Below are 20452 nucleotides of genomic sequence, written 5' to 3'. Positions count from 1 at the left end.
GCGGGGCACGCAGGATGGTGACATGCCCGGTGATCTGCTCACTTGCCGCGGGGGGCAAGGCGCGCCGTTGGTGCTGGTGCACGGCCTGATGGGGCGTGGCACCACCTGGTCCCGGCAGTTGCCGTGGCTGACTCGCCTGGGCGCCGTGTACACCTACGACGCGTTGTGGCACCGGGGCCGCGGCGTCGACGACCCGAACCCGATCTGCACCGAGCGGTTCGTGGCCGACCTGGCCGACGCCGTGAGCACGCTCGAGGCGCCGGTCACGCTTCTCGGTCATTCGATGGGCGCCCTGCACGCGTGGTGTCTGGCCGCGCAGCATCCCGAACTGGTGTCCGCGCTGGTGCTCGAGGACATGGCCGCGGACTTCCGCGGCCGCACCACCGGTGCGTGGGAGCCGTGGCTGCACGCGCTTCCGGTCGAGTTCGACTCCGCGGAGCGGGTGATCGAGGAGTTCGGGGCCGTCGCGGGGCGCTACTTCCTGGAGGCCTTCGACCGCACCGCCACCGGTTGGCGCCTGCACGGTCACCCCGCGCGGTGGATCGAGATCGCCGCCGAATGGGGCACCCGAGACTTCTGGGAGCAGTGGCGGGCGGTGCGGGCCCCAGCGCTGCTCATCGAGGCGGGCGACTCGGTCACCCCTGCTGGCCAGATGCGTGAGATGGCCGAAACTCACCCTGCCGCAACGTATGTGCATGTCGAAGGCGCCGGTCACTTGATCCACGACGAGGCGCCGCGGGCGTATGGCGACGCGGTCGAGTCTTTCCTGGCCACGTTGCCCGCGCGCGGCTGAGCGCCGGCGATCCGGCCGGCGCGCACGCCGGGACAGCCGGATGTCGGACCGCTCGTTGGGAACGCCACAGCAATATGATAAATTCTTCAATCGTTCAAGCGTAGAAAGTTTGTAATCTTCAGGAGCCGGGTGGTGACCGAGCCGCTGTACAAGCTCAAGGCGGAGTTCTTCAAGACGCTGGGGCATCCCGCGCGGATCAGGATTCTGGAGCTGCTGGTGGGGGGCGACAAGTCGGTGGCCGAGCTGCTGCCCGAGGTCGGGCTCGAAGCGTCCAACCTGTCCCAGCAGCTCGGCGTCCTGCGCCGGGCCGGTGTGGTCGACGCGCTGCGGGACGGCAACACGATGATCTACTCGATCGCGTCGCCCGATATCGCCGAACTGTTGATGGTGGCGCGCAAGGTTCTCACCGGGGTGCTCAGCGACCGCGTGGCGATGCTGGAGGGCCTGCGGACCGGCGGCGGTGCGGAGTAGCGCACATGGGCTGGGTCAGCAAAGCCTTCAAGGCCGGTCGGATCGCCGAACCGGCACCACCGGCCCCGGAGCCGGTGACCGATCCGCCCGCCGGGGTGCGGGGTTCGCTTCAGATCCGGCACGTGGACGCGGGGTCCTGCAACGGGTGCGAGGTGGAGATCTCGGGCGCGTTCGGGCCGGTCTATGACGCCGAGCGGTTCGGCGCCCGGTTGGTGGCCTCGCCGCGCCACGCGGATGCGCTGCTGGTGACCGGTGTCGTGACGCACAACATGTCCGGCCCGTTGCGCAGCACTATCGAGGCCACGCCGTTGCCGCGCCGGGTGATCGCGTGCGGGGATTGCGCCATCAACCGGGGGGTTTTCGCAGCCGCCTACGGCGTGGCGGGCGCGGTCGGGGAGCTGGTGGAGGTCGACGTGGAAATCCCGGGCTGCCCGCCCGCGCCGAGCGAGATCGTCGCGGCTCTGCGGTCGGTGACCGGCAAGTGACCGCGGTGTTGGCGGACCGCATGGTGCCCGCTCCAGAGCTGTTGCGCCGCAACGCCTTCCCGCCGATCTGTGCGGGCACGCTGACCGCCCTGCTGGGTGTCGGCGGGGTGTGGGCCGGCGCGCTGGGAATGTTCGGTCCGGCGCGCGCGGTCCGCATCGGGTGGCTGCTTCCGTTGGCGGGTGTCGAGCTGAGCCTCGATCCGCTGGGCGGATTCTTCATGGCGCTCACGGGGGCGGTCGCAATCGTGGCCGGGCTGTACACGATCGGGTATGCCCGGCGCGAGCAGTTGGGGCCCGTCACCCTGGCGGTGCTCCCGGCCTTCGTCGCGGCCATGCTCCTGGTGCCCGCGGCGGCCTCGGTCACCACCTTCCTGCTGGTGTGGGAGTCGATGGCGGTCGCGTCGTTGGTGTTGGTGCTCGCCCACCACACCCACCCGGCGGTCCGCTCCGCCGCGCTGGTGTACGCGGTGATGACCCAGTTGGGCTTCGTGGCAATCCTGATCGGCCTGATGGTGCTCTCGGCTGCCGGTGCGGCGGACCGGTTCGCCGACTTGCACCGGATACCCCCCGGCGCGTGCACCGCGGTGTTCCTGTTGACGCTGGCGGGCTTCGGCTCGAAGGCCGGGCTGGTGCCGCTGCACGCGTGGCTGCCGCGCGCCCACCCGGAGGCGCCGAGCCCGGTGTCGGCGCTGATGAGTGCCGCAATGGTGAACCTCGGCGTCTACGGCATCTGCCGCGTCGATCTGCAACTGCTCGGTCCCGGCCCGCGCTGGTGGGGGCTGACCATGATGGTGGTCGGCGGGTTGTCGGCGCTCTACGGGGTGGTGCAGGCCTCGGTGGCCACCGATCTCAAACGGCTGCTGGCCTATTCGACGACCGAGAACCTCGGCTTGATCACGCTGGCGCTGGGCGCCGCGACGCTGTTCGCGGCCGCCGGCGCGAACGGCCCGGCGACGATCGCGGCGGCCGCCGCGATGCTGCACCTCGTCGCGCACGCGGCGTTCAAGAGCCTCGGATTCCTCGCCGCGGGTTCGGTGCTGGCCGCGACCGGGCTGCGCGACCTGGACCGGCTGGGCGGCCTGGCCCGGCGGATGCCGGCGACGACAATCCTGTTCGGGGTGGCCGCGCTGGGGGCATCGGGACTGCCGCTGGGCGCCGGGTTCGTCAGCGAGTGGCTGTTGCTGCAGTCGCTGATCCACGCCGCTCGACAGCATTCCGCCGTACTGGCGTTGACCACGCCGCTGGCGGTCGGCGCGGTAGCGCTCACCACGGGTCTGGGTGTGGCGGCAATGGTCAAGGCGTTCGGGATCGGATTCTTGGCGCGGCCGCGCTCGGAGGAGGCCGCGCAGGCTCGGGAGTCGCCGCGCACCATGCTGGCCGGGATGGCGGTCGCGGCGGCGGCCTGCCTGGTGCTGGCGGTGGCACCCTCGGCCGTCGGGCCCGCGCTGCGCCGGGCGATCGCGGCGCTCCCCGCGGCCGATTCGGTGCGATTCAACGGCATCGGGGCCGTGGTGCGGCTGCCCGGCCCCCCGGGCTCGATCGCGCCCGGGGTGATCGCGGCGGGTGTCGTGCTGGCCACCCTGACCGCGGCCCTGCTGGGCCGTTGGCGCTCCGGGCGTCGCCCGGCATCCGCCGCGCCGCCGCTATGGGCTTGCGGCGCAGAGGATCTCACGCCGCGAATGCAATACACCGCCACGTCGTTCGCCGAGCCGCTGCAACGAATCTTCGACGACGTGCTGCGCCCCGACACCGACGTCGAAGTCACGCACACCGCCGAGTCACGTTATCTGGCCGACAAGATCACCTACCGCAGCAGAATCGCCGACGCGATCGAGGAACGCTGCTATCCGCCGGTGATCCGCGCGGTCGCGGCCGCAGCCGGACTGGTGCGCCGCGCCCACCCGGGCAGCGTGCACCTGTATCTGGCCTACGGTGCGCTCGGTGTGCTGATCGTCTTGGTGGCCGCCCGATGAACGCCATGTCCTACCTCGCGGGTGCGGTTCAGGTCGGCGGCGTCATGGTCGGGGCCCCGCTGGTGGTCGGGCTGACCCGGCAGGTGCGCGCCCGCTGGGAAGGCCGCGTTGGCGGTGGCGTCCTGCAGCCCTGGCGTGACATCGTCAAACAGCTTGGCAAGCAACAGGTCACCCCGCGCGGCACGACGGCGGTGTTCGCTGCCGCACCCGCGGTCGTCGCCGGAACCACGCTGCTGATCGCCGCGATCGCGCCGCTGGTCGCCACCGGATCGCCCCTGGACGCCGGCGCCGACCTGTTCGCCGTGGTGGGGCTGCTGTTCGTCGGGACCGTCGCGCTGACCCTGGCCGGCATCGACACCGGCACCTCGTTCGGCGGCATGGGCGCCAGTCGCGAGATCACCATCGCCGCACTCGTCGAACCCACCATCTTGCTCGCGGTCTTCGCCCTGTCCATGCCGGCGGGGTCGGCGAATCTCGGTGCGCTGGTGTCGAATACGATCGCCCATCCCGGGCAGGTGGTGTCGCTGGCCGCGGTACTGGCGTTCGCCGCGCTGGTGATCGTGATCGTCGCCGAGACCGGGCGGCTGCCGGTGGACAATCCGTCCACCCATCTCGAGCTGACGATGGTGCACGAGGCGATGATCCTCGAATACGCCGGCCCGCGGCTGGCCCTGGTCGAGTGGGCGGCCGGGATGCGACTGACGGTGTTGCTGGCGCTGCTGGCGAACCTGTTCGCGCCCTGGGGCATTGCCGGCGGCCGGCCCGGCGCCGTCGAGATCGTCGTCGGCATCGCGGCGGTGGCCGCCAAGGTCGCGTTGCTCGCCGGAGTGCTGGCCACCGTCGAGGTGTTCATCGCCAAGCTGCGGCTGTTCCGGGTGCCCGAATTGCTGGCGGGGTCGTTCCTGTTGGCGGTGCTCGCGGTCGTGGCCGCCAACTTCTTCGTGGTGCCGGCATGACCTACGGCACGTTCTCGGTCCTGGTCGACCTCGCCGCAGGCGGGCTGCTGCTGGCCGCGGTGCTGATCGTGTGGCGCCGCGACCTGGCCGCCATCATCCGGTTGCTGGCGTGGCAGGGCGCCGCCCTGGCCGCCATCCCGGTGCTGCGGGGCGTGTACGACCGCGACGGCGCGCTCATCGGCGTCGGCGTGGCGGTGCTGCTCCTGCGGGTTGCGGTGCTGCCGCGACTGCTGGCCCGCGCGGCCGGCGCCGATTCGCGGTCGCGCCGGGAAGCCACCCCGCTGGTGAACACCGCCACGTCGCTGCTCATCACCGCCGCGCTGACGCTGGCCGCGTTCGCCGTGACCGGACCCCTGGTGAACCTGCAGCCCGCCGCCACCACCACCGCGGTGCCGGCCGCCACCGCGGTGGTGCTCATCGCCCTGCTCGTGATGGTCACCCGGCGGCACGCGGTGTCGCAGGCGGCGGGATTCCTCATGCTGGACAACGGAATCGCCGCCACCGCGTTCCTGCTCACGGCCGGCGTGCCGCTCATCGTCGAACTCGGCGCCTCGCTGGACGTGTTGTTCGCCGTCATCGTCATCGGCGTGCTCACGGGCCGGCTGTCCCATGCCTTCGGCGGTGCCGACCTGGACGCGCTACAGGAGCTGCACGACTGATGACCGGTTTACTGCTCGCCGCGATCCTCACCCCGGTCGGCGCCTCGGTGGCCGTCCTGGTCGCCGGCTGGCGCCGGGCGACCGCGACGCTGATCGTCGGATCGGCGCTGACGGTCCTCGCGTGCGGCACGGCGCTCGCCTTCGGTGTCGGGTCCGGCGCCCGGTTGGCGTTGGGCGGGCTGCTGCGGCTCGACGCGCTCACCGCCACGATGCTGATCGTCATCGGCATCGTTGCCACACTGGCCACCTGGGCGAGCATCGGCTACCTCGACGCCGAACTCGCGCACGATCACACCGATCTGCGCGGTGCCCGGGTGTACGGGGCCCTGACGGCCGGCTTCCTGGCGGCGATGGTGGTCGCGGTGTGCGCCAACAACATCGGCGTGATCTGGATCGCGATCGAGGCGACCACGGTGATCACCGCCTTCCTGGTCGGGCACCGCCGCACCCGTGGCGCGCTCGAGGCGACCTGGAAGTACGTCGTGATCTGCTCGGTCGGCATCGCCGTCGCCTTTCTGGGCACCGTGCTGCTGTACTACGCCGCCCAGCATGCCGGCGCGCCGGCCGCCGCCGCCCTGAACCTCGACGTCCTGGCGGCGCACGCCGGCGGGCTCGATCCCGGCATCGCCCGGCTGGCAGGCGGACTGCTGCTCGTCGGCTACGGCGCCAAGGCGGGGTTGTTCCCGTTCCACACCTGGTTGGCCGACGCCCACAGCCAGGCCCCGGCGCCGGTTTCGGCGCTGATGAGCGGGGTGCTGCTGTCGGTGGCCTTCTCGGTGTTGATTCGCCTCAAGCCGGTGATCGGCGCCGCCACCGGGCCCACCTTCATGCGGTCGGGCCTGTTGGTGATCGGGCTGGCGACGCTGGTGGTCGCCGCGCTGATGCTGACGGTCACGCCCGACATCAAACGCATGCTGGCCTATTCGTCCATGGAGAACATGGGTCTGATCGCGATCGCCGCGGCGGCGGGAACCTCGCTGGCCATCGCCGCGCTGCTGCTGCACGTCCTCGCTCACGGGATAGGCAAGACGGTGCTCTTCCTGGCGAGCGGCCAGCTGCAGGCCGCTCACGAGTCGACCACGATCGCCGACATCACCGCCGTGCTGCGGCGCTCCCGCCTCATCGGTGTGTCACTCGCCGTCGGGGTGGTGGTCCTGCTCGGCCTGCCGCCGTTCGCGATGTTCGCCAGCGAGCTGGCCATCGCCCGGTCCCTCGCCGACGCCCGGCTCACCTGGGCCCTCGCCGCCGGCATGCTGCTGGTCGCGATCGCCTTCGCCGCGCTGGCCCGCAACGCCGGCCGCATCCTGCTCGGCGGGCCGGCCGCCGCACCCGAGATCGCGGTCCCGCGAACGGTCGCCGCCGCGCTGGTCGTCGGCGTCGCCGCATCGATCGCCCTGGGCGTCACCGCCGGGCCGCTCACCGATCTGTTCACCATCGCGGCCGGCGCCGTCGGGGGACCGCGGTGAGGCCGCAATGGCAGCGCCACCGGCTGGCCCAGGACCGGCTGGCGGAAACGGCTGAGGACCTGCTGGGCAAGGGGTTTCGTCTGGGCCTGGTGGCCGCGCACGACGACGGTTCGGCATTCCGCGTCGTCTATCTGTTCCTGGCCGGATGGCCGGATCGCCGCGTGGAGCTCGAATGTGTGGTGCCCAAGGATGTTTCGGCGATCCGATCGCTGGCCTATCTGTCGTTTGCCGCCAGCCGCTTCGAGCGGGAAATGGCGGACCTGTATGGCATCCGGTGCGTCGGGCATCCCAAGGCGCGCCGGCTGGTGCGGCATGCCCACTGGCCCGAACAGTGGTACCCGATGCGCGGCGACGCCGCGGCCGTCCCGGAATTCGATGCCGCCGGCCGGTTTCCGTTTGTCACCGTCGAGGGGCCCGGGGTGTACGAAATCCCGGTGGGGCCCGTGCACGCCGGGCTGATCGAACCCGGCCACTTCCGGTTCTCCGTCGCCGGCGAAACCGTGCTGCGGCTCAAGGCCCGACTGTGGTTCGTCCACCGGGGCGTCGAGAAGCTGTTTCACGGCCGGCCCGCCGGCGCCGCGGTCGAACTGGCCGAACGCGTCAGCGGCGACACGTCTGTCGGGCACGCACTCGCCCACTGCCTGGCCGTCGAGGACGCGCTCGGGATGCAACTTCCCGACGAGGCGCACCGGTTGCGGGCGCTGCTGGTCGAACTCGAGCGGCTCTACAACCACGCCGCCGATCTCGGCGCGCTGGCCAACGACGTCGCCTTCGGGCTGGCGAACGCGCACGCGCAACGCATCCGCGAAGAGTTGTTGCGACTCAACGCCGCAGTCACCGGGCATCGGCTGCTGCGCGGCGCCATCCGCCCGGGCGCCGTCACGCTGCGGGCGCTGCCCGACGTCGCCGCGCTGCGGCGGATCGCCGACGACCTCGCCGAGATCGCCGAGCTGACTCTGCACAACACCGTTGTTTATGACCGCTTCGCCGGGACCGCCGCCCTGCACCGCGACGACGCGCAGGCCCTCGGCTGCCTGGGCTATGTCGCGCGGGCGAGCGGCATGCGCACGGACGCCCGAGTGGAACACCCCACCGTCGCGCTGCCCGTCACCGAGGTCGGCGCCGCCGCGGGTGACGTGCTGGCCCGCTACACCGTGCGGCGCGACGAATTTGCCGCGTCCACCGACCTGGCGTGCCATCTGACCGAATCCCACTGCGGCCCAATCACATACGAGGTGCGGGTGCCGGCGCCGCAGATGCCCCGCAGCGGCATCGGCATCGTCGAGGGCTGGCGCGGGACCATCGTGCACCGCGCCGAGACCGACGCCGCGGGTCGGATCACGCGCGCGAAGATCGTCGACCCGTCGTGGTTCAACTGGCCGGCACTGCCGGTCGCGATGGCCGACACGATCGTCCCCGACTTCCCGCTGGCCAACAAGAGCTTCAACCAGTCCTACGCCGGCAACGATCTCTGACGCGCGGCCGCTACGCCTCGCCCAGCAGCGCGAATCGGCCGTCGGCCGTCCGGGTCACCAGGCCGTCGACCAGCAGCGAATCCAGTGCGCGGTCGCGTTGGGCGGTGTCGGTCAGCCACGCCACGTCGAGCTCCGCCCGGGTGACCGGCGAGTCGTTGGCGCGCAACACATCCAGCAGCCTGCCGCGGACCTGACGGTCGGTTCCGGCGTAGGTCTGTACCCGCCGGGCCGGCCCCTGCGCCGGGGCGTATCCGGCCTCCCGCCACGCGCACCGGGCAAGCGGGCAAAACCCGCACCGCGGCGCCCGTGCCGTGCACACCGTCGCGCCCAACTCCATCAGGGCCACCGAAAACCGCGGCGCCGCATCGTCGGCCGGCAGCAGGGCGTCGACGTCGGCGTGGTCGCGCGTCGCGGACGGGTTGCCGGCGTCGGCCCGCCCGTGCACGGCCCGGGCGACCACCCGGCGCACGTTGGTGTCGACCACCGGAACCCGTTGGCGGTAGGCGAAACAAGCGATCGCGCGGGCGGTGTAGCTGCCGATGCCGGGCAGGGTCAGCAGGGTGTCGACGTCGGCGGGGACGACGTCGTCGTGCTCGCGCGCGATGACGGTCGCGCATTCGTGCAAACGCTTGGCCCGCCGCGGGTAACCCAGCTTGCCCCAGGCCCGCAGCACGTCGGCGGCGCTGGCCGCGGCGGTCGCCGACGGGGTGGGCCACCGGGACACCCAGTCCGTCCAGACCGGTAGCACCCGCGACACCGGCGTCTGCTGCAACATGAATTCGCTGACCAGGATCTGCCACGCGCTGACGCCGGGCTCCCGCCAGGGCAGGTCGCGGCGCGATCGTTCGTACCAGTCAAGAAGGTCGGTAACTGATATGTGTTTCGGGCCGTCCGCCGGCGGATGCGGCATGATGTCAGCCATGCCTAACACCAGTCCGGTAACCGCATGGAAAGCACTCAAAGAGGGTAACGAGCGATTCGTCGCCGGGAAGCCTCAGCATCCGAGCCAGAGTGTCGAACACCGGGCCCGCCTGGCCGGCGGGCAGAGGCCCACCGCGGTGGTGTTCGGCTGCGCGGACAGCCGGGTTGCGGCCGAGCTCATCTTCGACCAGGGCCTCGGCGACATGTTCGTGGTGCGCACCGCCGGGCAGGCCATCGACTCGGCGGTGCTGGGCTCGATCGAGTTCGCGGTGGTCGTGCTCGAGGTGCCGCTCATCGTCGTCCTGGGCCATGACAGCTGCGGCGCCGTCAAGGCCGCCCTGGCCGCCATCAACGACGGTTCGGTGCCGGGCGGTTTCGTGCGAGACGTGGTGGAGCGGGTCGCGCCCTCGATCCTGATGGGCCGCCGCGACGGCCTGACCCGGGTCGACGAGTTCGAGGAGCGCCACGTGCGCGAGACGGTCGCCCAGCTCATGTCGCGTTCGTCCGCGATCGCCGAGCGGGTGGCCGCGGGCACCCTGGCGATCGCCGGCGCCACCTACCACCTGGCCGACGGCCGGGCCGTGCTGGTCGACCACGTCGGCGACATCGGCGAATAGCGGGGGAGTGAGCCGTTTCTGGCCCGTCATTTACACGACGGTCAGCCAGCAAACACCGCGACACGCCGGGGCGGGTCAGGCAACTCGACGTGACCTGGGCTTACGCTGCAAACGTGCTGGATCTGGAACCGCGTGGCCCGCTACCCACCGAGATCTATTGGCGGCGCCGTGGCCTGGCCGTGGGCGTCGCGGTCGTCGTCGTCGGGATCGTGGTCGCCGCGGTCATCGCCTTCATGGGACACAACTCGGGCGCCAAGCCCGCCAGTGTCGGCAAGCCCAATTCCGCTCAGAGCAAGCCCGGTTCGCCCGCGCCGCAGGCGCCTCCGCCGGCGGCCCCCGGGGAGCAGCCCAACCCGGCCGTGCCGCAGCAGGGGCAGAACCCCGAGATGCCCACCCCGACCGCCGCGGTGCAGCCGCCGCCGGTGCTGAAAGAGGGCGACGACTGCCCCGATTCGACGCTGGCCGTCAAGGGCCTGACCAACGCGCCCCAGTACTTCATCGGTGATCAGCCAAAGTTCACCATGGTCGTCACCAACATCGGCCTGGTGGCGTGCAAGCGTGACGTGGGAGCCGCCGTGCTGGCGGCCTACGTGTACTCGCTGGACAACAAGCGGCTGTGGTCCAACCTGGACTGCGCGCCGTCCAACGAGACGCTGATCAAGACGTTCACCCCGGGCGAGCAGGTGACGACCGCGGTGACGTGGACGGGGATGGGCTCGGCGCCGCACTGCCCGCTGCCGCGGCCGGCGATCGGCCCGGGCACCTACAACCTCGTGGTGCAGCTGGGCAACCTGCGTTCGCAGCCCGTTCCGTTCATCATGAATCAGCCGCCACCGCCGCCGGGCCCGGGGCCGGGCCAACCGGCCGTCGCGCCGCCGCCCGAGGCGCCGCCGGCCGCGCCGATCCCGACCGGCTAACTGAGCGGGTCGGCGATAGTCGACTCCGCGAGCTGCGACAGCCCCTCCCGCACGTGGCGGGCCCACATCGCGCCGATGCCCTCCACCGACTGCAGGTCGCCGGCGCTGGCCGCCAGCAGGCCCTGCAGCGTCCCGAACGACCGGACCAGCAGGTCGGAGTGGGCGAACTGCAGCCGGGGGATGCTGGCCAGCGCGCGGTAGCCGCGCGGGCTGACCGCCGAGTCCTGCGCCTCCGCCGTCGTCGGATAGCCGAAAACCTTTGCCAGGGCGGTGAGTTCGAGTAGCTCGGTGTCCGATAGGGCGTCGAGCTCGTCGAGGGTCGCGGTCATCTGCGCTTTGGACAGCGGCTCGGGGCTGGCGTGGTAGTCGCGCACGGTCAGCTCCCGCGCGATGTCGTTGCCGCCCAGCAGCTCGTCGAGCTGCAGCCGCAGCTGGCGCCCGTCGGTGCCCAGCTCGACGACGTCGTCGTCGATCACCAGGCCGATGCGCCGGACCAGCTCGAGCCGCTGCACCACCGTCATCACGTCGCGCAGCGTGACGAAATCCTCGATCTCGGCGAGCGAGAGTTGCCGGCTGACCTCGTCGAGCCTGGTCTTGTACCGTTCCAGGGTCGCGATCGCCTGGTTGGCCCGCGACAGGATGGTCGCCGAATCCGCCACCACGTGGCGTTCCCCGCCCACGTAGACGGTCACGATGTTCATCGAGTGGCTCACCGAGATCACCGGGTAGCCGGTCTGGATCGCCGCCCGTTCCGCCGAGCGGTGCCGCGTCCCCGATTCGTCGGTGGGTATCGACGGGTCCGGCACCAGCTGCACGTTGGCGCGCACGATGCGGCTGCCGTCGGTGGACAGCACCACCGCGCCGTCCATCTTCGCCAGCTCGCGCAGCCGGGTGGGCGCGTACCGGACGTCCAGCGCGAAGCCGCCGTCACAGATGGCCTCGACGTTTTCGTCGTTGCCGAGGACGATCAGCGCGCCGGTGCGGCCACGCAGGATGCGCTCCAGGCCGTCCCGTAGCCCGGTGCCCGGTGCCAGGCGGGCGACGGTTTCACGCAGTGTCGGACGGGTCACAGCGTGTCATTGTGCGGCCCCAGCACGTTGTGCGTCCAGCCACTGCGCGGCTCGGCGATGGCTTTCATGTGTTGCAGCGCCGCGACAATGGTCGGTGCCCGCAGCGCCCGCATCCCGCTGGGGACTATCTCACGCCGGGGGTCGTCACCGTCGGGGATGAGCGCGATGCTGAATCCCTGGCGCGCGGCCTCGCCCAGCCGCCGTTCCATCCCGCCGACCCGCCGCAGGTCGCCCGCCAGCCCCACCTCGCCGATCATCACCGCCGTCGTCGGCAACGGTAGGCCGGAGTATGCCGAGGCCAGCGCCATTGCGACGGCCAGATCCGAAGAGGGGTCGGTCAACCGCATGCCGCCGACGGTGGACAGGTAGATGTCGCTGACACCGACGGCCAGCCTGCCGTGCTTCTCCAGCACGGCGCTGATCATCGCGGCCCGCGAGTGGTCGATGCCGCTGACGGCGCGGCGCGGCGAGCCGCCCCCCGGGGTCGCCAGCAGCGCCTGGACCTCCCCGATGAGCGGCCGCTTGCCGTCCAGCGTCACGGTGATCGCCGTCCCGGGGACCGGCGCCGGCCGCTGATCCAGGAAGAGGTTCGACGGGTCCGACACGTCCTCGATCCCGTTGTCCTGCAGCATGAAACATCCGACCTCGTCGGCCGCGCCGAACCGGTTCTTGATCCCGCGCACCATGCGCAGCGATCCGTTGCGGTCCCCCTCGAAGTGCAGCACCACGTCGACCAGATGCTCCAGGGAGCGCGGACCGGCGATGGCCCCGTCCTTGGTGACGTGGCCGACCAGAATCAGCGCGACGCCGTTGGCCTTCGCGGCCGCGGTCAGCGTGGCGGTGACCGCGCGCACCTGCGTGACCCCACCGGCCACGCCGTCGGCCTCCGTCGTCGACATGGTCTGCACCGAGTCCACGATCACCAGCGCGGGCCGCACCGTCGAGATGTGGTCCAGCACCGTGTGCACGTCGGATTCGGCGGCCAGATAGACCTCCTCGGCTCCGCAGCCGATCCGGTCCGCGCGCAGCCGGATCTGGCCGGCGGACTCCTCACCGGAAATGTAGAGCGCGCGCCGGCCCGACAGCGCCCAGCGGTGGGCCACCTTGAGCAGCAGCGTCGACTTGCCCACGCCGGGATCGCCCGCCAGCAGCGTGACCGAACCCGGCACCACCCCGCCGCCGAGCACGCGGTCGAGTTCTCCGACGCCCGTCGAGCGGTGTTGGCTGGCATTGGGTTCGACGGAAGTGATCGGCACCGCGCGCGAGGCCGAAGCCGAAGCGATCCTGGTGCGACGGCCGCCGACCGCGCTCAGCACCGGCGCCTCGTCTACGGTGCCCCAGGTGCCGCATTCCAGGCAGCGGCCCACCCACTTGGCGGTGACGTGCTGGCATTCGGAGCAGCGGTATTGGGAGCGCGGATTAGCCACCCCATGACGGTATCGGGGCGGTACGACAAGTCCCGGCTATGACAGGCGGATACGCCCGTCTAGCTTTGCTGCGGCGGGGCCAGCCCGGCCGAAACCGGTACCAGCACGGTGGCCTGACCGGCCTTCTCGAAGTTGAAGGTGAAGTCGTACAGCAGGCCGTTGCTGATCGGCTTGGCGAGCATGACGGTCGCCTTGGCCGAGTTGTTGGAACCCATGGGGCCCGGCGGCACCTTCTGGCCCTCCGGCGTACCGATCAGCAGCATGCCGCCGGCGGGCAGTCGACCGTCTCCGCTCAACGCCACCGCGCCGATGTCGCTGGTGATGCTCACCAGCCTGTCCGGGGTGTCGGGCGATTGGTTGATGGCCACCAACAACAAGTCCACCGCCCGCCCCGGCTGGATGGAGTCGCCGGTCTGCGGGGCCTGGATGCGGATGTCGCGCAGCGCCACGTTCTTGAAGGTGACCTTGTTGCCGTTGATCGCGGGCTCCTGGACGGCCATCTGCGAGACCTGGCCGGCCCCGCAACCGCTGAGCAGAAGGGAGACCACCGCGACGAGCCCGACGAGCGCGGCCCGGACGGTCGGCGGGGACAGGCGGACGGGGAGGCTCGTCTCGAAGCGGTTCACTCAATGCCTCCTGCTGGGCCGGTTCGACTGATGCAACTATGCACAGTAGTAGGAAGGTTTCGCGGACGGTAGCGCGGGGCGCGAGACCAGCCCTGCGGCCCTTCCCCGGGGTCCCTCGGGGCCGCGTGGGGGCCGCTCTCGGGGCCGGTTGAACGCATTGGTAATGTGCGTCACTGCACGTTCTGCTCCCCGTGTCAACCCCTAATCTGCGCGTGTTGTGCCCCTGACCTGCATCGTTGCTCCTCGCGCGATTGGGCGGCCGTGTTAGACTGAAGTAACGAAAGGGGCTCGAATCAGATGATCTTCAAGGTCGGCGACACCGTTGTCTACCCGCATCACGGTGCTGCGTTAGTCGAGGCGATTGAAACCCGCACCATCAAAGGGGAACAAAAGGAATATCTCGTCTTGAAGGTGGCGCAGGGAGACCTGACCGTTCGAGTTCCCGCCGATAACGCCGAGTACGTCGGCGTCCGCGACGTCGTCGGCCAGGAAGGCCTCGACAAGGTGTTCCAGGTGTTGCGGGCTCCGCACACCGAAGAGCCGACCAACTGGTCGCGCCGCTACAAGGCCAACCTGGAAAAGCTGGCCTCCGGCGATGTCAACAAGGTGGCCGAGGTGGTTCGCGACCTGTGGCGCCGCGACCAGGAACGCGGTCTGTCCGCCGGCGAGAAGCGCATGCTGGCCAAGGCCCGGCAGATCCTGGTCGGTGAATTGGCGCTCGCCGAAAGCACCGACGACGCCAAGGCGGAAACCATCCTCGACGAGGTTCTGGCCGCCGCTTCCTGAACGCCCTGACGCTTCGGTGGTCACGGGGACGCCCGCCTCGGGCACGGTCGTCGCGGTGGTTCCGGCCGCAGGCTCGGGCGAACGACTGGGCGCCGGCATCCCGAAGGCATTCTGTGAGGTCGCCGGGCGCACCCTGCTGGACCGCGCCGTCGGCGGTTTGCTGGAATCCGGAGTCGTCGACCACGTCGTGGTGGCGGTGCCGGCGTCCCGGGTCGATGAGGCCAAAGGGGCGCTGGGCGGGCGAGCGACCGTCGTCGCCGGCGGGCCCGACCGAACCACATCGGTGAGCCTGGCGCTCACGGCCCTCGCCGGTGATCCCGAGTACGTGCTGGTGCACGACGCCGCCCGCGCCCTGACGCCGCCCGCGCTGATCGCGCGGGTGGTGGACGCGCTGCGGGCCGGGCACAACGCCGTCGTGCCCGCGCTGCCGCTGCATGACACCATCAAGGCCGTGGACGCCAACGGGGTCGTCCTGGGCACGCCCGAACGGGCCGGCCTGCGCGCCGTGCAGACGCCGCAAGGCTTCGCGCGCGAGCTGCTGTTGCGGGCCTATCAGCGCGCCGGCACCGCCGATTTCACCGACGACGCCTCGCTGGTCGAGCATGTCGGCGGCCAGGTCCAGGTGGTCGACGGCGACCCGCTGGCGTTCAAGATCACCACCCAGCTCGATCTGCTGCTGGCCGAAGCGGTCGTGCGCCGGTGAGCGAGCCGCTGCCAAGGGTCGGGCTGGGCGTCGACGTCCACCCGGTCGAACCCGGCCGGCCGTGCTGGCTGGTGGGTCTGCTGTTTCCCGGCGCCGACGGCTGCGCCGGTCACTCCGACGGCGACGTGGGGGCGCACGCGCTGTGCGACGCGCTGTTGTCGGCCGCGGGGCTGGGCGACATCGGCGCGGTCTTCGGGGTCGACGACCCGCGCTGGAAGGGCGTCAGCGGCGCCGGGATGCTGCGCCACGTCGCCGGCCTGGTGGCGGGCGACGGCTTTCGGATCGGGAACGCCGCGGTGCAGTTGGTCGGCAACGAGCCGAGGATCGGCCCGCGCCGCGCCGAGGCGCAACGCGTGCTCTCGGAATTGCTGGGGGCTCCGGTCTCGGTGTCGGCGACGACGACCGACGGGCTGGGGCTGACCGGTCGCGGCGAGGGCCGCGCCGCCATCGCCACCGCATTGGTGATCCCGGTCGGATAAGGCCCGCGCAGCGCCGGGCACCCCGGAACCACCCGGTAAGCTGGCACGTCGTGACCGATCGCGCCCGCTTGCGGCTACACGACACCGCCGCCGGTGCCGTGCGTGATTTCGTCCCGCTGCGCGAGGGCCACGTCTCCATCTACCTGTGTGGCGCCACGGTTCAGGGCCTGCCGCACATCGGCCATGTCCGCAGCGGCGTGGCCTTCGACATCCTGCGCCGCTGGCTGATGGCCCGCGGCTGCGACGTCGCGTTCATCCGCAACGTCACCGACATCGACGACAAGATCCTCAACAAGGCCGCCACGGCGGACCGACCGTGGTGGGAGTGGGCGGCCACCTACGAGCGCGCGTTCAGCGCCGCCTACGACGCCCTGGACGTCTTGCCGCCGTCGGCCGAGCCGCGCGCCACCGGGCACATCACCCAGATGGTCGAATTGATGGACCGCCTGATCGAAACCGGCCACGCCTACCCCGCGGGGGGCGACGTCTACTTCGACGTGCTCAGCTATCCGGAGTACGGCCAGCTGTCCGGGCACAAGATCGACGACGTCCACCAGGGCGAGGGTGTGGCCACCTGCAAGCGCGACCAGCGAGACTTCACGCTGTGGAAGGCCGCCAAGCCCGGCGAGCCGTCGTGGCCCACGCCCTGGGGGCGCGGGCGCCCGGGCTGGCACCTGGAATGCTCGGCGATGGCGCGGACCTATCTGGGGCCGGAGTTCGACATCCATTGCGGCGGGATGGACCTGGTCTTCCCGCACCACGAGAACGAGATCGCGCAGAGCCGTGCCGCCGGTGACGGATTCGCCCGGTACTGGCTGCACAACGGCTGGGTCACCATGGGCGGCGAGAAGATGAGCAAATCACTGGGCAACGTGCTGGCCATCCCGGCGTTGTTGCAGCGGGTACGGCCGGCGGAGCTGCGTTACTACCTGGGCAGCGCCCATTACCGCTCGATGCTGGAATTCTCCGACACCGCCCTGCAGGATGCGGTGAAAGCCTATGTGGGCGTGGAGGAATTCCTGCACCGCGTCCGGGTCCGGGTCGGTGGCGTCGAGCCCGGCGATCCGACCCCGCGGTTCGCCGAGGCGCTCGACGACGACTTGGCGGTGCCGGCGGCGCTCGCCGAGGTGCACCACTCCCGGGCCGAGGGCAACCGGGCCCTCGACACCGGCGATCACGACGGCGCGCTGCAGCATGCGCGCGCGATCCGCGCCATGATGGGCATCCTGGGCTGCGACCCGCTCGACGAGCGTTGGGAAACCCGCGACGAGACGTCGGCGGCTCTGGCGGCCGTCGAGGTGCTGGTGCGGGCCGAGTTGGAGAACCGGGAAAAGGCCCGCGAACAACGCGATTGGGCGCTCGCCGACGAGATCCGCGAGCGGCTGAAGCTCGCCGGTATCGAGGTCACCGACACCGCCGACGGACCGCAGTGGGAGCTGTCGGCCCGCGAAGAGCAGCGCGATAACTAGATGGCCGGCAATTCGAAGCGCCGCGGGGCGGTACGCAAAGCGGGCACCAAGAAGGGGGCCACCGTGGGCTCGGGCGGCCAGCGCCGCCGGGCGCTGGAGGGACGCGGTCCCACGCCGCCGGCGCACCTGCGTCCCAACCATCCCGCGGCCAAGCGCGCCCAGTCCCAGCCGCGGCGGCCCAGCAAGCGGCCCACCGACGAGACGGAGACCGTGCTCGGCCGCAACCCCGTGCTGGAGTGCCTGCGCGCCGGTGTCCCGGCGACCGCGCTCTACGTGGCCCTGGGCACCGAGGCCGATGAACGCGTCACCGAAAGCGTTGCCCGTGCGGCGGATTCGGGCATCTCTATCCTCGAGGTGCCGCGTGCCGACCTGGACCGGATGACCGCCAACCACCTGCACCAGGGCATCGCGTTGCAGGTGCCGCCGTACAACTACGCCCATCCCGACGACCTGCTGGCGGCGGCGATGAGCTCGCCGCCCGCGCTGTTGGTGGCGTTGGACAACATCTCCGATCCCCGCAACCTGGGCGCGATCGTGCGTTCGGTCGCGGCGTTCGGCGGCCACGGCGTGCTGATCCCGCAGCGGCGTTCGGCGTCAGTGACGGCGGTGGCGTGGCGCACCAGCGCCGGCGCCGCGGCCCGCATCCCGGTCGCCAGGGCCACGAATCTCACTCGCACGCTGAAGGATTGGGCCGATCGCGGAATCCGGGTGATCGGCCTGGACGCCGACGGCGACACCGTGGTCGACGACATGGACGGCGCCGACCCGCTGGTGGTTGTCGTCGGGTCCGAGGGCAAGGGGTTGTCGCGGCTGGTACGGCAGAACTGCGACGAGGTGGTGTCCATCCCGATGGCCGGGCACGCCGAATCGCTGAACGCCTCGGTCGCCGCCGGGGTGGTGCTCGCCGAGATCGCCCGCCAGCGCAGGGTTTGACTCCGGTGCGCGCCCGGCTCGCGCGCCTGGGTGCGGTACTGCTGACGCTGGCGGTGCTCGCGCCGCCGGCGGCGGCCCCGGCGCAAGCAGCCGCCTTCGACCTACAGGCGCATCGCGGCGGACGCGGCGAGACCACCGAGGAGTCGCTGCGGGCCTTCGCCAAATCACTCGAATTGGGCGTCAGCACACTCGAACTCGACATCAACCTCACCAGGGACGCCCAGCCGCTGGTGTGGCACGACCCGACGATCGACGCCCAGAAATGCACCGACACCGGACCCGCGTTCGCCGGCGATCCGCAGTATCCCTACGTCGGCAAGCTGGTGCACGAGCTCACCCTGGCGCAGATCCGCACGCTCGACTGCGGGCGGCGGCTGGCGGAGTTTCCCGACGCCGAGGTGGTACGGGGCAACAAGATAGCCATCCTGCCGGAGGTGTTCGACCTCGCCGATTCCTACCGCGCCGCGGTGCGCTACAACATCGAGACGAAGGTGGCGGCCGACCACCCCGGCACGTCGGCCGATCCCCGACAGTTCGTCGACGTGATACTGGCGGCGGTCAGGTCAGCCGGCAAAGTCGGCCGGGTGGAGATACAAAGCTTCGACTGGCGCACCCTGCCGATGGTGCGCCGGGACGAGCCGTCAATTCCGTTGGTGGCGTTGTACAGCCAGGACACCTGGGTGCCGGATTCGCCATGGCTCGCGGGGGAGAACCCGGCCGCCATCAATGACCCGATGCTCGGGGCGAAGCTGGTGGGCGCCGACATCATCTCGCCCGACTACCGCCTCGTCACGGGCAAACCCTATGTCGACCGCGCGCATTCGCTGGGGTTGGAAGTGATCCCGTGGACCGTCGATGACGCGGCCGGCATGCGCGAACAGATCGCCGACGGGGTCGACGGACTCATCACCGACTTCCCGACGCTGCTGCGCGGCGTGATGGCCGAACTCGGAATGCCGCTGCCGCCGGCCTACCACAGCGGTTAGCCGCCGAGCAGGCGCGCCGACGCCCACAGCGCGACCACCGCGACAACCAGGGACACGGGCACCGTGCACAGCCCGAGCCGGGTGTATTCCCCGACGCCGGCATCGACATCGTGCTGGCGAAGCACGCGCCGCCACAACAGGTTGGACAGCGAACCGACGTAGGTCAGGTTCGGTCCGATGTTCACCCCGAGCAAAACGGCCAGGATGGCGACCGGTCCGCTCGGGGCGACCAGCGGCAGCAGCACCAGGGTGGCGGGCAGGTTGTTCACGACGTTGGCCAGCGCGGCGGCCACCGCGGCGATGGCCAGCAGCGCGGGCAGCGTCGAACCGGACGGCAGCACCGCCGACATCGCCCTGTCCATGCCGTTGACCATGACCGCCCGCACCACGACACCGAGCGCCAGCACGAACACCAGGAACGACACGTGCGCCGAGCGCGCGATGTCCACCACCGAGGTGTGCCCGCGGTTCAGGCTGCGCACGGCCAGCGCGGCGGCGCCGGCGAGCGCCACCCAGGCCGGGGCCACCCCGACGGACTGGGCCACCGCGAACCCGGCCAGCGTCAGCCCGACGACCACCAACACGAACACCGGCGGGCGCGGCGCCTGCCCGTCGTCCTCCGGTTCGGGCTGCACACGCAGGTCGCCCGCGAAGAACCAGCGGAATATCGCGTACAGCGTGATCACCGCGCCCAGCCACGGCAGGGCCATCAACAGGGTGAACCGCGTGAATGACAGGCCGGCGGTGTGGAACGCCAGCAAGTTGGTCAGGTTCGACACCGGCAGCAGCAGGGAGGCGCCGTTGGCCAGGTGCGCGGTGGCATAGGCGTACGGCCGCACCGGTGTCTTCAGCCGGCGGACGGCGGCCAGCACCACCGGCGTCAGCAACACCACCGCGGTGTCCAGGCTCAGCACGGCGGTGATCAGGGAGGCGATGACGAACACCCGCAGCAGCAGGCCGCCCGACCCGACGCGGCCGCGCGCGATCGCGGCGCCCGCGGCCTCGAACAGGCCCTCGTCGTCGCACAGCTTGGCCAGCACCAGCACCGCGCCCAAAAACCCGACCACCCCCGACAACCCGGCCACCTCGTCGGCCGCCTGGCGCACCGAGATGGCGCCGACCGCGACCAGGACGAGCGCCGCGGGAACGGCCGCCACCGCCTCCGGCAGGCCCTTCGGACGCACCACCGCGAACGCCAGGACGGCAGCGAGCAGCGCCAGCGCAAGTGTCAGGGTCAATG

General features: G+C 71.1%; 21 protein-coding genes. 16 read left to right on the top strand and 5 right to left on the bottom strand.

The window, feature by feature from the left end; translation table 11 throughout:
• Positions 1-22 precede the first annotated feature (22 nt).
• The 8 genes from AWC03_RS06915 to AWC03_RS06880 all read left to right on the top strand — a co-directional run bounded on the left by AWC03_RS06915 (position 23) and on the right by AWC03_RS06880 (position 8278).
• Positions 23-793 carry an alpha/beta fold hydrolase gene (locus tag AWC03_RS06915; protein ID WP_085239775.1) on the top strand — a complete coding sequence of 257 codons (771 nt, stop codon included), beginning with the start codon at positions 23-25 and terminating at the stop codon, positions 791-793.
• Positions 794-922: 129 nt separating this feature from the next.
• On the top strand, positions 923-1264 hold the full coding sequence (locus tag AWC03_RS06910; RefSeq protein WP_142278337.1) for a lsr2/espR transcriptional regulator: 342 nt from the start codon (positions 923-925) through the stop codon (positions 1262-1264).
• A gap of 5 nt (positions 1265-1269) precedes the next feature.
• Positions 1270-1749 (top strand): NADH-quinone oxidoreductase subunit B family protein, encoded by a 480-nt coding sequence (locus AWC03_RS06905; protein WP_085239774.1) that lies wholly within the window; start codon positions 1270-1272, stop codon positions 1747-1749.
• Positions 1746-3722, top strand: a complete 1977-nt coding sequence (locus AWC03_RS06900; protein WP_420845647.1) for a proton-conducting transporter transmembrane domain-containing protein — start codon at positions 1746-1748, stop codon at positions 3720-3722. Before AWC03_RS06905 ends, AWC03_RS06900 begins: the two co-directional genes overlap by 4 nt.
• A gap of 5 nt (positions 3723-3727) precedes the next feature.
• Positions 3728-4678 (top strand): respiratory chain complex I subunit 1 family protein, encoded by a 951-nt coding sequence (locus AWC03_RS06895; RefSeq protein WP_085239795.1) that lies wholly within the window; start codon positions 3728-3730, stop codon positions 4676-4678.
• Positions 4675-5337: a hypothetical protein gene (locus AWC03_RS06890; protein ID WP_085239773.1), complete on the top strand. Its 663-nt coding sequence runs from the start codon at positions 4675-4677 to the stop codon at positions 5335-5337. Before AWC03_RS06895 ends, AWC03_RS06890 begins: the two co-directional genes overlap by 4 nt.
• Positions 5337-6803, top strand: a complete 1467-nt coding sequence (locus AWC03_RS06885) for a proton-conducting transporter transmembrane domain-containing protein (RefSeq protein WP_085239772.1) — start codon at positions 5337-5339, stop codon at positions 6801-6803. The genes AWC03_RS06890 and AWC03_RS06885 overlap by 1 nt, the downstream gene beginning before the upstream one ends.
• Positions 6800-8278: a hydrogenase large subunit gene (locus tag AWC03_RS06880; protein WP_085239771.1), complete on the top strand. Its 1479-nt coding sequence runs from the start codon at positions 6800-6802 to the stop codon at positions 8276-8278. The genes AWC03_RS06885 and AWC03_RS06880 overlap by 4 nt, the downstream gene beginning before the upstream one ends.
• Positions 8279-8288: 10 nt before the next feature.
• On the opposite strand, the gene AWC03_RS06875 is transcribed toward AWC03_RS06880, so the two are convergent.
• Positions 8289-9200 carry an HhH-GPD family protein gene (locus AWC03_RS06875; RefSeq protein ID WP_085239770.1) on the bottom strand — a complete coding sequence of 304 codons (912 nt, stop codon included), beginning with the start codon at positions 9198-9200 and terminating at the stop codon, positions 8289-8291.
• Between AWC03_RS06875 and AWC03_RS06870 the strand changes: the two genes are divergently transcribed.
• Positions 9199-9816 carry a carbonic anhydrase gene (locus AWC03_RS06870; protein WP_085239769.1) on the top strand — a complete coding sequence of 206 codons (618 nt, stop codon included), beginning with the start codon at positions 9199-9201 and terminating at the stop codon, positions 9814-9816. The two genes, AWC03_RS06875 and AWC03_RS06870, sit on opposite strands and share 2 nt — an antisense overlap.
• 113 nt (positions 9817-9929) lie before the next feature.
• Entirely contained in the window at positions 9930-10733 is an 804-nt protein-coding gene (locus tag AWC03_RS06865; protein ID WP_142278336.1) for a hypothetical protein, read from the top strand.
• On the opposite strand, the gene disA is transcribed toward AWC03_RS06865, so the two are convergent.
• The 3 genes from disA to AWC03_RS06850 are packed head-to-tail and all read right to left on the bottom strand — an operon-like array spanning position 10730 to position 13856.
• Positions 10730-11803 (bottom strand): DNA integrity scanning diadenylate cyclase DisA, encoded by a 1074-nt coding sequence (disA, locus tag AWC03_RS06860; RefSeq protein ID WP_007166542.1) that lies wholly within the window; start codon positions 11801-11803, stop codon positions 10730-10732. The genes AWC03_RS06865 and disA overlap by 4 nt on opposite strands.
• A complete protein-coding gene (gene radA, locus AWC03_RS06855) occupies positions 11800-13230 on the bottom strand; it encodes a DNA repair protein RadA (protein ID WP_085239767.1) in 1431 nt (476 codons plus the stop codon). The genes disA and radA overlap by 4 nt, the downstream gene beginning before the upstream one ends.
• 59 nt (positions 13231-13289) lie before the next feature.
• A complete protein-coding gene (locus AWC03_RS06850; RefSeq protein WP_085239766.1) occupies positions 13290-13856 on the bottom strand; it encodes a copper chaperone PCu(A)C domain-containing protein in 567 nt (188 codons plus the stop codon).
• 297 nt (positions 13857-14153) lie between these two features.
• Here AWC03_RS06850 and carD point away from each other — a divergent pair, with 297 nt between their 5' ends.
• From carD to AWC03_RS06820, 6 genes are read left to right on the top strand one after another with little or no spacing between them, the layout of a single operon-like run.
• Entirely contained in the window at positions 14154-14642 is a 489-nt protein-coding gene (gene carD, locus AWC03_RS06845; RefSeq protein ID WP_007166539.1) for an RNA polymerase-binding transcription factor CarD, read from the top strand.
• Between the two features lie 16 nt (positions 14643-14658).
• Positions 14659-15345, top strand: a complete 687-nt coding sequence (gene ispD / locus AWC03_RS06840) for a 2-C-methyl-D-erythritol 4-phosphate cytidylyltransferase (protein WP_085239765.1) — start codon at positions 14659-14661, stop codon at positions 15343-15345.
• Positions 15342-15824, top strand: coding sequence for a 2-C-methyl-D-erythritol 2,4-cyclodiphosphate synthase (ispF, locus tag AWC03_RS06835; RefSeq protein WP_085239764.1), 483 nt, complete (start codon positions 15342-15344; stop codon positions 15822-15824). Before ispD ends, ispF begins: the two co-directional genes overlap by 4 nt.
• Before the next feature lie 50 nt (positions 15825-15874).
• Positions 15875-17293, top strand: coding sequence for a cysteine--tRNA ligase (gene cysS, locus AWC03_RS06830; protein ID WP_085239763.1), 1419 nt, complete (start codon positions 15875-15877; stop codon positions 17291-17293).
• Entirely contained in the window at positions 17294-18226 is a 933-nt protein-coding gene (rlmB, locus tag AWC03_RS06825; protein WP_085239762.1) for a 23S rRNA (guanosine(2251)-2'-O)-methyltransferase RlmB, read from the top strand.
• Positions 18223-19212: a glycerophosphodiester phosphodiesterase gene (locus AWC03_RS06820; RefSeq protein WP_085239761.1), complete on the top strand. Its 990-nt coding sequence runs from the start codon at positions 18223-18225 to the stop codon at positions 19210-19212. Before rlmB ends, AWC03_RS06820 begins: the two co-directional genes overlap by 4 nt.
• Here AWC03_RS06820 and AWC03_RS06815 read toward each other — a convergent pair.
• A complete protein-coding gene (locus tag AWC03_RS06815) occupies positions 19209-20450 on the bottom strand; it encodes an SLC13 family permease (RefSeq protein ID WP_085239760.1) in 1242 nt (413 codons plus the stop codon). The two genes, AWC03_RS06820 and AWC03_RS06815, sit on opposite strands and share 4 nt — an antisense overlap.
• Positions 20451-20452 lie beyond the last annotated feature (2 nt).

Origin of the sequence: Mycobacterium europaeum (assembly GCF_002102155.1) — a bacterium.
Taxonomy (GTDB): domain Bacteria; phylum Actinomycetota; class Actinomycetes; order Mycobacteriales; family Mycobacteriaceae; genus Mycobacterium; species Mycobacterium europaeum.
Note: the sequence above shows the minus strand (reverse complement) of the source record. Positions and strands in the feature narration are given on the sequence as shown.

Coding starts and splice junctions, on each gene's coding strand:
- AWC03_RS06915 (WP_085239775.1), top strand. CDS start 23: ATGCCCGGTGATCTGCTCACTTGCCGCGGGGGGCAAGGCGCGCCGTTG.
- AWC03_RS06905 (WP_085239774.1), top strand. CDS start 1,270: ATGGGCTGGGTCAGCAAAGCCTTCAAGGCCGGTCGGATCGCCGAACCG.
- AWC03_RS06895 (WP_085239795.1), top strand. CDS start 3,728: ATGTCCTACCTCGCGGGTGCGGTTCAGGTCGGCGGCGTCATGGTCGGG.
- AWC03_RS06890 (WP_085239773.1), top strand. CDS start 4,675: ATGACCTACGGCACGTTCTCGGTCCTGGTCGACCTCGCCGCAGGCGGG.
- AWC03_RS06885 (WP_085239772.1), top strand. CDS start 5,337: ATGACCGGTTTACTGCTCGCCGCGATCCTCACCCCGGTCGGCGCCTCG.
- AWC03_RS06870 (WP_085239769.1), top strand. CDS start 9,199: ATGCCTAACACCAGTCCGGTAACCGCATGGAAAGCACTCAAAGAGGGT.
- AWC03_RS06875 (WP_085239770.1), bottom strand. CDS start 9,200: ATGGCTGACATCATGCCGCATCCGCCGGCGGACGGCCCGAAACACATA.
- carD (WP_007166539.1), top strand. CDS start 14,154: ATGATCTTCAAGGTCGGCGACACCGTTGTCTACCCGCATCACGGTGCT.
- rlmB (WP_085239762.1), top strand. CDS start 17,294: ATGGCCGGCAATTCGAAGCGCCGCGGGGCGGTACGCAAAGCGGGCACC.